Raw genomic sequence first — 15,910 nt, forward strand, 5'->3', positions numbered from 1 at the left:
GACCCCCCGGCCGGAGCCGGGGGGTCGCCCACTGGATTCGGGACGCGTCAGGCCTTGGCCTCGCCCAGCAGCTTCTGGAGCCGCGAGACGCCCTCGACGAGGTCGTCGTCGCCCAGGGCGTACGAGAGCCGCAGGTAGCCCGGCGTGCCGAAGGCCTCGCCCGGCACGACCGCGACCTCGGCCTCGTCCAGGATCAGCGCCGCCAGCTCGACCGAAGTGGCCGGGCGCTTGCCGCGGATCTCCTTGCCGAGCAGCTCCTTCACCGAGGGGTACGCGTAGAATGCGCCCTCGGGCTCCGGGCACAGCACGCCGTCGATCTCGTTGAGCATCCGGACGATGGTCTGTCGGCGCCGGTCGAACGCGGTACGCATCTCGGCGACCGCGTCCAGGCTGCCGGAGACGGCGGCCAGCGCGGCGACCTGGGCGACGTTGGAGACGTTGGACGTGGCGTGCGACTGCAGGTTGGTCGCGGCCTTGACGACGTCCTTCGGGCCGACGATCCAGCCCACCCGCCAGCCGGTCATCGCGTACGTCTTGGCGACGCCGTTGACCACGATGCACTTGTCGCGCAGCTCGGGCACGATCGCGGGCAGCGAGGTGAACTTCGCGTCGCCGTACACGAGGTGCTCGTAGATCTCGTCGGTCAGCACCCACAGGCCGTGCTCGACGGCCCAGCGGCCGATCGCCTCGGCGTCCGCCTCGCTGTACACGGCACCGGTCGGGTTCGACGGGGAGACGAACAGGACGACCTTCGTGCGCTCGGTGCGCGCGGCCTCCAGCTGCTCGACGGAGACCCGGTAACCGGTGGTCTCGTCGGCCACGACCTCCACCGGGACACCGCCGGCCAGCCGGATCGACTCGGGGTAGGTGGTCCAGTACGGAGCCGGGACGATGACCTCGTCGCCCGGGTCGAGGATCGCGGCGAACGCCTCGTAGATGGCCTGCTTGCCGCCGTTCGTCACCAGGATCTGGGAGGCGTCGACCTCGTAGCCGGAGTCGCGCAGCGTCTTCTCCGCGATGGCGGCCTTGAGCTCCGGGAGCCCTCCCGCCGGGGTGTAGCGGTGGTACTTGGGGTTGCGGCAGGCCTCGACCGCGGCCTCGACGATGTAGCCGGGGGTCGGGAAGTCGGGCTCACCGGCACCGAAACCGATCACCGGACGGCCGGCGGCCTTGAGAGCCTTGGCCTTGGCGTCGACGGCGAGAGTGGCGGACTCGGAGATGGCACCGATGCGGGCGGAGACCCGGCGCTCGGACGGAGAAGTTGCAGCGCTCATGACCCCCATGGTCCCAGACCGTGATCCCTGGCGGCACGGGGGTTTCAGGGACCGGACAGGACTCGGACACCATGCGGACAACATGCGACCAGGAGCGGTCGGGAGCTATCTGTTCGACGCCGGGCCGCTGAACACGTACACTCACCTGTCGTTGGCCTTCACCCGCCGCACCGTTCTCGCACCCGGAGCATTCGGGAAGATGCGGTAGGTTGGTGAAAACCACAAAGGGTCGTAGCTCAATTGGTAGAGCACTGGTCTCCAAAACCAGCGGTTGGGGGTTCAAGTCCCTCCGGCCCTGCTACACACTCCTTCGCCAGGATGTGTGCGCATGTACGTACTTCAATGCACCGCCGTGCGGCTCCACCGGGCGCGGCACGGCCATGACCCGGAATCAGGTGAGTAGCGTGACGGACGCCGTGGGCTCCATCGACATGCCTGATGCCGAGGATGAAGTACCTGAGTCGAAGAAGAAGACCCGGAAGGGCGGCAAGCGCGGAAAGAAGGGCCCTCTGGGCCGCCTCGCGCTCTTCTACCGCCAAATTGTCGCCGAGCTGCGCAAGGTCGTCTGGCCGACGCGCAACCAGCTGACGACGTACACCTCGGTGGTGATTGTCTTCGTCGTCGTCATGATTGGTCTGGTGACCGTGATTGACTTCGGATTCCAGCGGGTCGTCAAGTACGTCTTCGGCTGATCCCGCGGAGGGCGCCTCATGGGCGCCCCTTTCGCATGTTCCACCCATTTGTATCCAGGAAGAAGCAGCCACCGTGTCTGACCCGAACCTGAACGACGCCGTCGAGCCGACGGCGGGCGCCTTCGAGTCCGCCGAGGACGAGCTCGACATCGTCGAGGCGGCGGACGCCGAGGAGCCGGACCAGGCCGAAGCTGCCGACGCCGCCGCAGGTGAGCCCGCCGAGCAGGCCGCCATGCACACCGAGGACGAGGACGAGGCCGCCGAGGCCGACGCCGGTTCCGAGAGCGACGACGACGAGGCCGACGAGGAAGCCGGAGAAGAGGCCGAGCCGGCCGCCCCGGTGGACGCCGTCGCCGCTCTGCGCGAGGAGCTCCGCGGCCTCCCCGGCGAGTGGTACGTCATCCACACGTACGCCGGCTACGAGAAGCGCGTGAAGGCCAACCTTGAGCAGCGCGCCGTCTCGCTCAACGTCGAGGAGTTCATCTACCAGGCCGAAGTGCCCGAGGAAGAGATCGTCCAGATCAAGAACGGCGAGCGCAAGAACGTCCGCCAGAACAAGCTCCCGGGGTACGTCCTGGTGCGCATGGATCTGACGAACGAGTCCTGGGGCGTCGTCCGCAACACCCCCGGTGTCACCGGCTTCGTGGGCAACGCCTACGACCCGTACCCGCTGACCCTGGACGAGATCGTCAAGATGCTCGCCCCGGAGGCCGAGGAGAAGGCCGCCCGCGAGGCAGCCGAGGCCGAGGGCAAGCCGGTTCCGTCCCGCAAGGTCGAGGTGCAGGTGCTCGACTTCGAGGTGGGCGACTCGGTCACCGTCACCGACGGCCCGTTCGCGACGCTGCAGGCGACGATCAACGAGATCAACGCCGACTCGAAGAAGGTCAAGGGTCTCGTCGAGATCTTCGGCCGCGAGACCCCGGTCGAGCTCAGCTTCGACCAGATCCAGAAGAACTAGCGGCTTCCCGCCAGTTTTCGGACACACGCCTACCGAGCAGGTCAGACCGGCTGCGAAGCCCGTCTGACCTGCTTGGTTTTTGGTCGCGCAGCTATACCCGTTATCGTTGTGCGGTATGCCTCCATCCGGATGACCGGAAGGCGGCGAAACACTCTCACTAGGACCCGGAGAGAGCAATGCCTCCCAAGAAGAAGAAGGTCACGGGGCTTATCAAGCTCCAGATCAACGCCGGTGCGGCCAACCCGGCCCCGCCGGTCGGCCCCGCGCTCGGCCAGCACGGCGTCAACATCATGGAGTTCTGCAAGGCCTACAACGCCGCGACCGAGTCGCAGCGTGGCATGGTCGTGCCGGTGGAGATCACGGTCTACGAGGACCGTTCCTTCACCTTCGTCACCAAGACTCCGCCGGCCGCGAAGCTGATCCTCAAGGCCGCGGGCGTGGAGAAGGGCTCCGGCGAGCCCCACAAGACCAAGGTCGCCAAGCTGACGGCCGCCCAGGTCCGTGAGATCGCCACGACGAAGCTCCCCGACCTGAACGCCAACGACCTCGACGCCGCGTCGAAGATCATCGCTGGCACCGCCCGTTCCATGGGCATCACGGTCGAAGGCTGATTCAGCCCCTCACGTCCTCAGTGGTAGGGCCAAGCGCTGGCCCGCACCACGACTCCACACCCTGAAACCACAGGAGTAGAAGTGAAGCGCAGCAAGAACCTCCGGGCTGCGGACGCCAAGATCGACCGGGAGCGCCTCTACGCCCCGCTCGAGGCCGTCCGTCTCGCCAAGGAGACCGCGACCACCAAGTTCGACGGCACTGTCGAGGTCGCCTTCCGTCTGGGTGTCGACCCTCGCAAGGCCGACCAGATGGTCCGTGGCACCGTGAACCTCCCGCACGGCACCGGCAAGACCGCCCGGGTCCTGGTCTTCGCGACCGGTGACCGTGCTGCGGCCGCGGAAGCCGCGGGCGCCGACATCGTCGGCGCCGACGAGCTCATCGACGAGGTGGCGAAGGGCCGTCTGGACTTCGACGCCGTCGTCGCGACCCCGGACCTCATGGGCAAGGTCGGCCGCCTCGGCCGCGTGCTCGGTCCGCGTGGTCTGATGCCGAACCCGAAGACCGGTACGGTCACCCCCGATGTCGTGAAGGCTGTCAACGACATCAAGGGCGGCAAGATCGAGTTCCGCGTCGACAAGCACTCGAACCTGCACTTCATCATCGGCAAGGTCTCCTTCGACGAGACGAAGCTGGTCGAGAACTACGCCGCGGCGCTGGAGGAAGTCCTCCGTCTGAAGCCGTCCGCCGCCAAGGGCCGCTACATCAAGAAGGCCGCACTGGCCACCACGATGGGCCCTGGCATCCCGCTGGACGCCAACCGCACCCGTAACCTCCTCGTCGAGGAGGACCCGGCCGCCGTCTGAGCCTTCGCGCTCGGCATCCGGCCGCGTCACGTGTGACATGGACGGGCCCCGCAACCTTTCGAGGTGCGGGGCCCGTCCTCGTCTTCGTACGGAACCGATGGCTGTGTCGGAGCTGTGCGTTAGCGTGAGGAACCGACTGAGCCGAACGAGGGGTGGAAGCTGACATGAGGACCAGTACCGTGCGACGCGTGTGTCTGTCGGTGGCAGCGGCAGCGGCGCTTACGTCGGTCGCGGCCTGCGGGGGGTCGGACAGCGGCAAGAGCGACAGCCGCGGCGGCGGCGTCGTGAAGGCCGACCCGATAGCCGCGTTGCGTGATGTGCAGACGAAGACCGGCGGGGAGAAGTCGGCGAAGGTCGAGGGCACCACCCGGATGGGCACCACCATGTCCATGAAGCAGACCGGCACCATCGACTGGACCGACGGTCTCACCGGCGCCATGGAGATCACGTACACCGGCGGCAGCGCGGCGGACGTCATGAAGCAGAACGGTGGCACGGGCACCCTGCAGGCCCGCTATTTCAAGGACGGCTACGTCGTCAACATGGGCGACGCGTTCGCCAGGCAGGCCGGTGGCAAGCACTGGATCAGCTATGGCTACGCCGACCTCGCCAAGATCGCGGGCGCCTCCGGCGAGGCGATGAAGCAGCAGATGCAGAACACCACCCCCGACCAGGGCGTGAAGTCCCTGCTGGCCTCCGGTGACGTGACGAAGGTCGGCCAGGAGGACGTGCGCGGGGTCTCCGCCACGCACTATTCCGGCACCGTCGACGTCGCCGGCCTGACCGCGAAGAACTCCGCGCTCGACGCCGACCAGATCGCCCAGCTGAAGAAGCAGCTGAGCGACGTCGGGATCACCACGGAGACGGTCGACATCTGGGTCGACGAGAACAATCTGCTGGTCAAGAAGACCGAGCGAGGCCAGATGAAGACCGGTGAGCTCAGTTCGACCGTGTACTACAGCGACTACGGCACGAAGGTCTCGGTCGAGAAGCCCCCGGCCGGTGACACGGTCGACTTCACGGATCTCATGAAGCAGCAGGAGAGCGGCGCGGGAGCATCCTGAGCCGCCGCTCCGACGGCTCTACGCGCCCGCGGACAGGCGCGACGAACGGCCCCGCACCTCGGAAGAGGAAGGTGCGGGGCCCGTTCGTTGTGTCTGCCACGTTTATTGACTGCGCGCTGTCAGTGCCGGCCGATATGGTCATGGGACTTGACTAACATTTTGGCGTCCCGTGGGGGGATCATGCGTTCGAGATACCGAAGGACCGCTGTTGCTGTTCTGGCCGGAGTGCTGCTGTGCGGAACGGCGGCGTGTACGGGAGAGAAGAGCGGCCCGGCCGCTGTCGGTGAAACCGGCGAGCGGGCGGGGCAGAAGCCGGTCGAGGTGACACCTGCCGCGGCCGTGCGGAAGGCCGCCGACAACAGCCGCCGGATCACGTCGCTCACGTACCGGATGAGCGGCGAGGTACAGGGGCAGACCATGGAGGGGACCGCGGCGATGTCCATGAAGCCGCCGGCCATGCAGATGCACATGAAGGGCGGTTCCGCGGGGGAGACCGGCGAGGTCGAACTGCGGCTCACCGGCGATGCCATGTACATCAACGGTGGCGCGGAAGCGGCCGCCGAGATGGACGGCAAGTCCTGGCTCAAGCTGGACATGGCCGAGCTCAAGAAGTCCACGGGGCAGGACCCGCTGGGTGGTCTGTCCAGTCAGGCCGACCGCAATCCCGCGGAGGAGTCCGCCTCGATGAGCGCCGCCAGGGACCTCAAGAAGGTCGGGCCGGCCACCGTGGACGGCGTCCGGACGACGCACTACACCGGCACGGTCACTCTGGCCGACATGCGTGCGTCCCTCGCGGACGAGGGCGCGGAGACCCGCGAGCGACGTACACAGGTACTGAAGAATTACGAGGACATGGGCATCGAGAAGCTCTCGATGGACATGTGGATCGACGGCAGCGACCACACCAAGCAGTTGCGCACCCGGTCCACGACCGACAAGGGCCGGCTCGACCTGACCATCACGTTCGTGGACTTCAACAAGCCGGTCACGGTCAAGGCCCCGCCGGCCTCCGAGACCATGGACCTGGCCGAGATGATGAAGGGGGCCGACGGCGGAGCCTGAGCCCTCGTACGACCCGGACGCGTCGTCCGCTTCCTGACGGATTTGCTCGACGCCACCCCGGTCGCGTAGCCTCCTACAGAAGCCAAAGACCGCTGGTCGTTGCTGTGCTCTCGCAAGAGGGAACAGCGACCGAAGGATCCGTTGAGTACGGGCGACCTGCGCAGGTGACTGTGGAAAGCTCCCGGACCTCGTTCGGTCGAGCTACGCCCTGGCGCCTGCGCCGGGGCGTTTCGTCTTTCCCGGTCCCTTCTGAGCGGTCCTCATCACCCGGAAGGAGGCCGACGCTCATGGCAAGGCCCGACAAGGCTGCCGCGGTAGCCGAGCTGACGGACCAGTTCCGCAGCTCGAACGCCGCTGTGCTGACCGAGTACCGGGGTCTCACCGTGGCGCAGCTCAAGACGCTGCGTCGTTCGCTCGGTGAGAACGCCCAGTACGCCGTGGTGAAGAACACGCTGACCAAGATTGCGGCCAACGAGGCCGGGATCACTTCGCTGGACGACCAGTTCACTGGTCCGACGGCGGTTGCCTTCATCACCGGTGACCCGGTGGAGTCGGCGAAGGGTCTTCGTGACTTCGCCAAGGACAACCCCAACCTCATCATCAAGGGCGGTGTCCTTGACGGTAAGGCACTGACCGCGGATGAGATCAAGAAGCTCGCGGACCTCGAGTCCCGCGAGGTTCTGCTCGCCAAGCTGGCGGGCGCCATGAAGGGCAAGCAGACTCAGGCTGCTCAGGTCTTCCAGGCGCTCCCGTCGAAGTTCGTCCGCACCGCGGAGGCGCTTCGTGCCAAGCAGGCCGAGCAGGGCGGTGCCGAGTAATTCGGCTCGCGCAATGATCGCCGCCCCTTAGGGCGACGGTCGCAGCGGGCCGAACGTACGCCCGCCTACATGTAACTCCGGCACCTGCCGAATTAGTGGAAGGACGCCATCATGGCGAAGCTGTCCCAGGACGACCTGCTCGCGCAGTTCGAAGAGATGACCCTCATCGAGCTCTCCGAGTTCGTGAAGGCCTTCGAGGAGAAGTTCGACGTCACCGCCGCCGCTGCGGTCGCCGTTGCCGCCCCGGGTGCCCCCGGTGCCGCCGCTGAGGCCGTCGAGGAGCAGGACGAGTTCGACGTCATCCTCACCGGCGCCGGTGAGAAGAAGATCCAGGTCATCAAGGTCGTGCGTGAGCTGACCTCGCTGGGTCTGAAGGAGGCCAAGGACCTCGTCGACGGCACCCCGAAGCCGGTCCTCGAGAAGGTCGCCAAGGAGGCCGCCGAGAAGGCTGCCGAGTCCCTCAAGGCCGCCGGCGCTTCCGTCGAGGTCAAGTGACTCAAGGAGTCCGCTGACTCCTCCTGACTGCCCGTGCCGCACGGTACGGACGTCAAACGACGAAGGGCGATCACCCATCCGGGTGGTCGCCCTTCGGCGTACCCGCGGCGGCTGCCTTGCTCTTCCCGCAGCGACGAGTATGGTGATCATCGCCGTTGCCTCGCGGGGCCGGCCGGCAGGCGCCGAGAGGTGGCCGGGTGAGGACCTCGGGGCGTTCGTCCCGGCAGGGGGGCCTTGACGAACCGCACGCGGCGCGCAATTCTCAGGACGCGTCGTCACATCGATCCGAATCCGAGGCATGGATCGGGGGCGAAGCGGGCAGTAAAGAAGAGCGCACCGTGCGCAAGGGCTAGTCATAGGTGTTGAGAACAGCTGTTGAGAGCTACGTGGGTCTCTGAGAACCCCGACTGGACATCAGTGTGCCGTTTGGCTACACTGACCCTTTGCGCTGCCTGTTAGCTGCCTCCTGCCCGTCACCAGAGGCATGCCCACGCTTGAGCATCGATGACCGAACGTCTCTGACCTGGGATTTCTGTCTCCGTGTCCAGCTTGGGACCGGTACGCGCGTAGTGAGTCCGAGCCCTCGGAAGGACCCCCTCTTGGCCGCCTCGCGCAACGCCTCGACCGCGAATACGAACAACGGTGCCAGCACCGCCCCGCTGCGCATCTCCTTTGCAAAGATCAAGGAGCCCCTCGAGGTTCCGAACCTCCTCGCGCTGCAGACCGAGAGCTTTGACTGGCTCCTCGGCAATGCCGCCTGGAAGGCTCGCGTCGAGGCTGCTCTGGACAGTGGACAAGACGTCCCCACCAAGTCCGGCCTGGAGGAAATCTTCGAGGAGATTTCACCGATCGAGGACTTCTCCGGGTCGATGTCGCTTACGTTCCGCGACCACCGCTTCGAGCCCCCGAAGAACTCGATCGACGAGTGCAAGGAGCGCGACTTCACGTTCGCCGCCCCGCTCTTCGTCACGGCCGAGTTCACCAACAATGAGACCGGTGAGATCAAGTCTCAGACGGTCTTCATGGGCGACTTCCCGCTCATGACGAACAAGGGCACCTTCGTCATCAACGGCACCGAGCGTGTCGTGGTGTCGCAGCTCGTCCGTTCGCCCGGTGTCTACTTCGACTCCTCCATCGACAAGACGTCCGACAAGGACATCTTCTCCGCCAAGATCATCCCGTCCCGGGGTGCCTGGCTGGAGATGGAGATCGACAAGCGCGACATGGTCGGTGTGCGCATCGACCGCAAGCGCAAGCAGTCCGTGACCGTTCTGCTCAAGGCTCTCGGTTGGACGACCGAGCAGATCCTGGAGGAGTTCGGCGAGTACGAGTCCATGCGCGCCACCCTGGAGAAGGACCACACCCAGGGCCAGGACGACGCGCTGCTCGACATCTACCGCAAGCTGCGTCCGGGCGAGCCGCCCACGCGCGAGGCCGCCCAGACGCTGCTGGAGAACCTCTACTTCAACCCGAAGCGTTACGACCTCGCGAAGGTCGGCCGCTACAAGGTGAACAAGAAGCTCGGCGCGAACGAGCCGCTGGACGCCGGGGTGCTCACCACCGACGACGTCATCGCCACCATCAAGTACCTGGTGAAGCTGCACGCCGGGGAGACCGAGACGGTCGGCGAGTCCGGTCGCTCGATCATGGTCGAGACCGACGACATCGACCACTTCGGCAACCGTCGTATCCGTAACGTCGGCGAGCTGATCCAGAACCAGGTCCGTACGGGTCTCGCCCGTATGGAGCGCGTCGTGCGCGAGCGCATGACCACTCAGGACGTCGAGGCGATCACGCCCCAGACCCTGATCAACATCCGGCCGGTCGTCGCCTCCATCAAGGAGTTCTTCGGCACCAGCCAGCTGTCCCAGTTCATGGACCAGAACAACCCGCTGTCGGGCCTGACGCACAAGCGTCGTCTCAACGCGCTGGGCCCGGGTGGTCTCTCCCGTGAGCGGGCCGGCTTCGAGGTCCGTGACGTGCACCCGTCGCACTACGGCCGCATGTGCCCGATCGAGACGCCCGAAGGCCCGAACATCGGTCTGATCGGTTCGCTGGCTTCGTACGGCCGCATCAACGCGTTCGGCTTCATCGAGACGCCGTACCGCAAGGTCGTCGAGGGCCAGGTCACCGACGAGGTCGACTACCTGACCGCCGACGAGGAGGACCGCTTCGTCATCGCGCAGGCCAACGCGCCGCTGACCGACGAGCTCCGGTTCGCCGAGTCCCGCGTGCTGGTCCGCCGCCGTGGTGGCGAGGTCGACTACGTGCCCGGCACGGACGTCGACTACATGGACGTCTCGCCGCGCCAGATGGTGTCCGTCGCCACCGCGATGATCCCGTTCCTGGAGCACGACGACGCCAACCGTGCCCTCATGGGCGCGAACATGATGCGTCAGGCGGTGCCGCTGATCAAGTCCGAGGCGCCGCTGGTCGGCACCGGCATGGAGTACCGCTGCGCCACCGACGCCGGTGACGTGCTCAAGGCCGAGAAGGACGGTGTGGTCCAGGAGGTCTCCGCGGACTACATCACCGTGACCAACGACGACGGCACGTACACCACGTACCGCATCGCCAAGTTCATGCGCTCCAACCAGGGCACCTCGGTCAACCAGAAGGTCGTCGTCTCCGAGGGCGACCGGGTCGTCGCGGACCAGGTCCTCGCCGACGGTCCGGCCACCGAGAACGGTGAGATGGCCCTCGGCAAGAACCTGCTCGTGGCGTTCATGCCGTGGGAGGGTCACAACTACGAGGACGCGATCATCCTGTCGCAGCGCCTCGTGCAGGACGACGTCCTCTCCTCGATCCACATCGAGGAGCACGAGGTCGACGCCCGTGACACCAAGCTCGGCCCCGAGGAGATCACCCGGGACATCCCGAACGTCTCCGAAGAGGTCCTCGCCGACCTCGACGAGCGCGGCATCATCCGTATCGGTGCCGAGGTCGTCGCCGGTGACATCCTCGTCGGCAAGGTCACGCCCAAGGGTGAGACCGAGCTGACCCCCGAGGAGCGCCTGCTCCGCGCGATCTTCGGTGAGAAGGCGCGCGAGGTGCGCGACACCTCGCTGAAGGTGCCGCACGGTGAGATCGGCAAGGTCATCGGCGTCCGCGTCTTCGACCGCGAAGAGGGCGACGAGCTGCCGCCGGGCGTGAACCAGCTGGTCCGCGTCTACGTCGCGCAGAAGCGCAAGATCACCGACGGTGACAAGCTCGCCGGCCGTCACGGCAACAAGGGCGTCATCTCGAAGATCCTCCCGATCGAGGACATGCCGTTCCTGGAGGACGGCACCCCGGTCGACATCATCCTCAACCCGCTGGGTGTTCCGTCCCGAATGAACCCGGGACAGGTCCTGGAGATCCACCTCGGCTGGCTCGCCAGCCGCGGCTGGGACGTCTCCGGCCTCGGTGACGAGTGGGCCAAGCGCCTGCAGGCCATCGGCGCCGACCAGGTCGCCCCCGGCACCAACGTCGCCACCCCCGTCTTCGACGGTGCGCGCGAGGACGAGATCTCCGGTCTCTTCGAGGCCACGATCCCGAACCGCGACGGCGACCGGCTGGTGCAGCCCTCCGGCAAGGCCCAGCTGTTCGACGGCCGCTCCGGCGAGCCGTTCCCGGAGCCGGTCTCGGTCGGGTACATGTACATCCTCAAGCTGCACCACCTGGTCGACGACAAGCTCCACGCGCGCTCGACCGGCCCGTACTCCATGATCACGCAGCAGCCGCTGGGTGGTAAGGCTCAGTTCGGTGGTCAGCGCTTCGGTGAGATGGAGGTGTGGGCCCTTGAGGCTTACGGCGCCGCATACGCCCTCCAGGAGCTCCTGACGATCAAGTCCGACGACGTGACCGGCCGCGTCAAGGTCTACGAGGCCATCGTCAAGGGCGAGAACATCCCCGAGCCGGGCATCCCTGAGTCCTTCAAGGTGCTCATCAAGGAAATGCAGTCGCTCTGCCTCAACGTGGAGGTGCTGTCCTCGGACGGCATGTCCATCGAGATGCGCGACACGGACGAGGACGTCTTCCGCGCAGCGGAGGAGCTCGGTATCGACCTGTCCCGGCGCGAGCCGAGCAGCGTCGAAGAGGTCTGACGGGTTGGCCGGCCGGATCCCCGTGATCCGGCCGGCTCTCCCCGGACCCGTTCAGACCATTGCTGAAGTGCCCCATTTTCTCGCGTGACGCGAGGGGGCTCGAACCCCCGAAAGAGGGATTGACGACAAGTGCTCGACGTCAACTTCTTCGACGAGCTGCGGATCGGCCTTGCCACCGCGGACGACATCCGGACCTGGTCGCACGGCGAAGTGAAGAAGCCGGAGACCATCAACTACCGCACGCTCAAGCCCGAAAAGGACGGACTCTTCTGCGAGAAGATCTTCGGTCCGACCCGGGACTGGGAGTGCTACTGCGGCAAGTACAAGCGTGTCCGCTTCAAGGGCATCATCTGTGAGCGCTGTGGCGTCGAGGTCACGCGCGCCAAGGTGCGCCGTGAGCGCATGGGCCACATCGAGCTTGCCGCTCCCGTCACCCACATCTGGTACTTCAAGGGTGTCCCGTCGCGTCTGGGCTACCTGCTCGACCTCGCGCCGAAGGACCTTGAGAAGGTCATCTACTTCGCCGCGTACATGATCACGTTCGTGGACGAGGAGCGCCGCACGCGCGACCTGCCCTCGCTGGAGGCGCACGTCTCCGTCGAGCGTCAGCAGATCGAGAACCGCCGCGACGCCGACCTGGAGGCCCGCGCCAAGAAGCTCGAGACCGACCTGGCCGAGCTGGAGGCCGAGGGTGCCAAGGCCGACGTGCGCCGCAAGGTGCGCGAGGGTGCCGAGCGTGAGATGAAGCAGCTGCGCGACCGCGCGCAGCGCGAGATCGACCGCCTCGACGAGGTGTGGAGCCGCTTCAAGAACCTCAAGGTCCAGGACCTGGAGGGCGACGAGCTGCTCTACCGCGAGCTGCGTGACCGCTTCGGCACGTACTTCGACGGCTGCATGGGTGCCGCCGCTCTGCAGAAGCGCCTGGAGTCGTTCGACCTCGACGAGGAGGCCGAGCGCCTCCGCGAGATCATCCGTACCGGCAAGGGCCAGAAGAAGACCCGTGCGCTCAAGCGCCTCAAGGTCGTCTCCGCGTTCCTGCAGACCAGCAACAAGCCCAAGGGCATGGTGCTCGACTGCGTGCCGGTCATCCCGCCGGACCTGCGTCCGATGGTGCAGTTGGACGGTGGCCGCTTCGCGACCTCCGACCTGAACGACCTGTATCGCCGTGTGATCAACCGCAACAACCGCCTCAAGCGTCTTCTCGACCTCGGTGCCCCCGAGATCATCGTGAACAACGAGAAGCGGATGCTGCAGGAGGCCGTCGACGCGCTGTTCGACAACGGCCGCCGCGGTCGCCCAGTCACCGGTCCCGGCAACCGCCCGCTCAAGTCCCTCAGCGACATGCTGAAGGGCAAGCAGGGTCGATTCCGCCAGAACCTTCTCGGTAAGCGTGTGGACTACTCCGCGCGTTCCGTGATCGTCGTCGGCCCGCAGCTCAAGCTGCACCAGTGCGGTCTGCCGAAGGCCATGGCGCTGGAGCTCTTCAAGCCGTTCGTGATGAAGCGCCTGGTCGACCTGAACCACGCGCAGAACATCAAGTCGGCCAAGCGCATGGTCGAGCGCGGCCGCACCGTGGTGTACGACGTCCTCGAAGAGGTCATCGCCGAGCACCCGGTGCTGCTGAACCGTGCACCGACCCTGCACCGCCTCGGCATCCAGGCCTTCGAGCCGCAGCTGGTCGAGGGCAAGGCCATCCAGATCCACCCGCTCGTCTGCACCGCGTTCAACGCGGACTTCGACGGTGACCAGATGGCCGTGCACCTGCCGCTCTCCGCGGAGGCGCAGGCCGAGGCCCGCATCCTGATGCTGTCCTCGAACAACATCCTGAAGCCGGCCGACGGTCGTCCCGTCACCATGCCGACCCAGGACATGGTGCTGGGCCTGTTCTTCCTCACCACGGACGAGGAGGAGCGCAAGGTCGTCGGCCAGGGCCGTTCCTTCGGTTCCACGGCCGAGGCGATCATGGCCTTCGACGCCCGGGAGCTGTCGCTCCAGGCGAAGGTCGACATCCGCTTCCCGGTGGGCACCATCCCGCCGCGCGGCTGGGTGCCGCCGGTCGCCGAGGAGGGCGAGCAGGAGTACCAGCAGGGCGACACGTTCCGGCTGCGTACGTCCCTGGGCCGCGCGCTCTTCAACGAGCTGCTGCCCGAGGACTACCCGTTCGTCGACTACTCAGTCGGCAAGAAGCAGCTCTCCGAGATCGTCAACGACCTCGCCGAGCGCTACCCCAAGGTCATCGTGGCGGCGACGCTCGACAACCTGAAGGCGGCGGGCTTCTACTGGGCGACCCGTTCCGGTGTCACCGTGGCCATCTCCGACGTCGTGGTCCCCGAGGCCAAGAAGGCGATCGTCGCCGGCTACGAGGCGCAGGACGAGAAGGTCCAGAAGCAGTACGAGCGCGGTCTGATCACCAAGGACGAGCGCACGCAGGAACTCATCGCGATCTGGACCAAGGCGACCAACGAGGTCGCCGAGGCGATGAACGCGAACTTCCCCAAGACGAACCCCATCTTCATGATGGTTGACTCGGGTGCCCGAGGAAACATGATGCAGATGCGTCAGATCGCCGGTATGCGTGGTCTGGTGTCCAACGCCAAGAACGAGACGATCCCGCGTCCCATCAAGGCGTCCTTCCGTGAGGGCCTCACCGTTCTGGAGTACTTCATCTCCACGCACGGTGCCCGTAAGGGTCTGGCGGACACCGCCCTGCGTACCGCCGACTCGGGTTACCTGACCCGTCGTCTGGTGGACGTCTCGCAGGACGTGATCATTCGCGAGGAGGACTGCGGCACCGACCGCGGCCTGAAGCTGAAGATCGCCGTCAAGGGTGCGGACGGCGTGCTCCGCAAGACGGAGGACGTCGAGACCTCGGTCTACGCCCGCATGCTCGCCGAGGACGTCGTCGTCGACGGCAAGGTCATCGCGCCTGCCAACGTCGACCTCGGTGACGTCCTGATCGACGCCCTGGTGGGCGCCGGCGTCGAGGAGGTCAAGACCCGTTCGGTCCTGACCTGTGAGTCCGCGGTCGGCACCTGTGCCTTCTGCTACGGACGCTCGCTCGCCACCGGCAAGCTGGTCGACATCGGTGAGGCGGTCGGCATCATCGCCGCCCAGTCCATCGGTGAGCCCGGTACCCAGCTGACGATGCGTACCTTCCACACCGGTGGTGTGGCCGGTGACGACATCACCCAGGGTCTGCCCCGAGTCGTCGAGCTCTTCGAAGCCCGTACGCCCAAGGGTGTCGCCCCGATCTCGGAGGCGGCCGGCCGCGTCCGTATCGAGGAGACCGAGAAGACCAAGAAGCTCGTTGTCACCCCGGACGACGGCAGCGAGGAGACGGCGTTCCCGATCTCGAAGCGTGCCCGTCTGCTGGTGGGCGAGGGCGACCACGTCGAGGTGGGCCAGAAGCTCACCGTGGGTGCCACCAACCCGCACGACGTGCTGCGCATCCTCGGCCAGCGCGCGGTCCAGGTCCACCTGGTCGGCGAGGTCCAGAAGGTCTACAACTCGCAGGGTGTGTCGATCCACGACAAGCACATCGAGATCATCATCCGGCAGATGCTGCGCCGTGTGACGATCATCGAGTCCGGCGACGCGGAGCTGCTGCCGGGCGAGCTCGTCGAGCGCTCGAAGTTCGAGACCGAGAACCGTCGTGTGGTCACCGAGGGCGGTCACCCCGCCTCCGGCCGTCCGCAGCTGATGGGTATCACCAAGGCCTCGCTCGCCACCGAGTCGTGGCTGTCGGCGGCGTCCTTCCAGGAGACGACCAGGGTTCTGACCGACGCGGCGATCAACGCCAAGTCGGACTCCCTGATCGGCCTCAAGGAGAACGTCATCATCGGTAAGCTCATCCCGGCCGGTACGGGCCTGTCCCGCTACCGCAACATCCGGGTCGAGCCGACCGAGGAGGCCAAGGCCGCGATGTACTCGGCCGTCGGCTACGACGACATCGACTACTCGCCGTTCGGTACGGGCTCCGGCCAGGCCGTTCCGCTGGAGGACTACGACTACGGTCCGTACAACCAGTAAGCGAGTCGCCTGAACCGG

The 15,910-nt window shown here is 66.4% G+C and carries 11 protein-coding genes and 1 tRNA gene; 11 read left to right on the forward strand and 1 reads right to left on the reverse strand.

Going from position 1 to position 15,910, the window contains the following annotated elements; genetic code table 11:
* Positions 1–47 precede the first annotated feature (47 nt).
* On the reverse strand, positions 48–1,274 hold the full coding sequence (locus tag ABZ826_RS03210) for a pyridoxal phosphate-dependent aminotransferase (RefSeq protein ID WP_351078066.1): 1,227 nt from the start codon (positions 1,272–1,274) through the stop codon (positions 48–50).
* Positions 1,275–1,499: 225 nt separating this feature from the next.
* Between ABZ826_RS03210 and ABZ826_RS03215 the strand changes: the two genes are divergently transcribed.
* The 11 genes from ABZ826_RS03215 to ABZ826_RS03265 all read left to right on the forward strand — a co-directional run bounded on the left by ABZ826_RS03215 (position 1,500) and on the right by ABZ826_RS03265 (position 15,892).
* Positions 1,500–1,572: transfer RNA gene (locus tag ABZ826_RS03215), tRNA-Trp, on the forward strand.
* Positions 1,573–1,678: 106 nt separating this feature from the next.
* Entirely contained in the window at positions 1,679–1,966 is a 288-nt protein-coding gene (gene secE / locus ABZ826_RS03220; RefSeq protein WP_361441381.1) for a preprotein translocase subunit SecE, read from the forward strand.
* A 73-nt stretch (positions 1,967–2,039) separates the two neighbouring features.
* Positions 2,040–2,924 (forward strand): transcription termination/antitermination protein NusG, encoded by an 885-nt coding sequence (gene nusG / locus ABZ826_RS03225; protein ID WP_361441384.1) that lies wholly within the window; start codon positions 2,040–2,042, stop codon positions 2,922–2,924.
* 176 nt (positions 2,925–3,100) lie between these two features.
* On the forward strand, positions 3,101–3,535 hold the full coding sequence (rplK, locus tag ABZ826_RS03230) for a 50S ribosomal protein L11 (protein WP_006126872.1): 435 nt from the start codon (positions 3,101–3,103) through the stop codon (positions 3,533–3,535).
* Between the two features lie 81 nt (positions 3,536–3,616).
* Entirely contained in the window at positions 3,617–4,339 is a 723-nt protein-coding gene (rplA, locus tag ABZ826_RS03235; protein ID WP_361441388.1) for a 50S ribosomal protein L1, read from the forward strand.
* Positions 4,340–4,503: 164 nt separating this feature from the next.
* The gene (locus ABZ826_RS03240) at positions 4,504–5,403 is read left to right on the forward strand and encodes a hypothetical protein (RefSeq protein ID WP_361441391.1); all 900 of its coding nucleotides are present in this window, start codon (positions 4,504–4,506) and stop codon (positions 5,401–5,403) included.
* 180 nt (positions 5,404–5,583) lie between these two features.
* The gene (locus ABZ826_RS03245; protein WP_361441394.1) at positions 5,584–6,465 is read left to right on the forward strand and encodes a DUF1396 domain-containing protein; all 882 of its coding nucleotides are present in this window, start codon (positions 5,584–5,586) and stop codon (positions 6,463–6,465) included.
* A gap of 287 nt (positions 6,466–6,752) precedes the next feature.
* Complete coding sequence (rplJ, locus tag ABZ826_RS03250) at positions 6,753–7,283, forward strand: 50S ribosomal protein L10 (protein WP_266358738.1); 531 nt, start codon at positions 6,753–6,755, stop codon at positions 7,281–7,283.
* A 111-nt stretch (positions 7,284–7,394) separates the two neighbouring features.
* On the forward strand, positions 7,395–7,778 hold the full coding sequence (gene rplL / locus ABZ826_RS03255; RefSeq protein WP_093897231.1) for a 50S ribosomal protein L7/L12: 384 nt from the start codon (positions 7,395–7,397) through the stop codon (positions 7,776–7,778).
* Positions 7,779–8,377: 599 nt separating this feature from the next.
* Entirely contained in the window at positions 8,378–11,863 is a 3,486-nt protein-coding gene (rpoB, locus tag ABZ826_RS03260) for a DNA-directed RNA polymerase subunit beta (RefSeq protein ID WP_361441398.1), read from the forward strand.
* Positions 11,864–11,992: 129 nt separating this feature from the next.
* Positions 11,993–15,892 (forward strand): DNA-directed RNA polymerase subunit beta', encoded by a 3,900-nt coding sequence (locus ABZ826_RS03265; RefSeq protein ID WP_361441401.1) that lies wholly within the window; start codon positions 11,993–11,995, stop codon positions 15,890–15,892.
* Positions 15,893–15,910: the final 18 nt, after the last annotated feature.

The organism is Streptomyces sp. NPDC047515 (assembly GCF_040643055.1).
Taxonomy (GTDB): domain Bacteria; phylum Actinomycetota; class Actinomycetes; order Streptomycetales; family Streptomycetaceae; genus Streptomyces.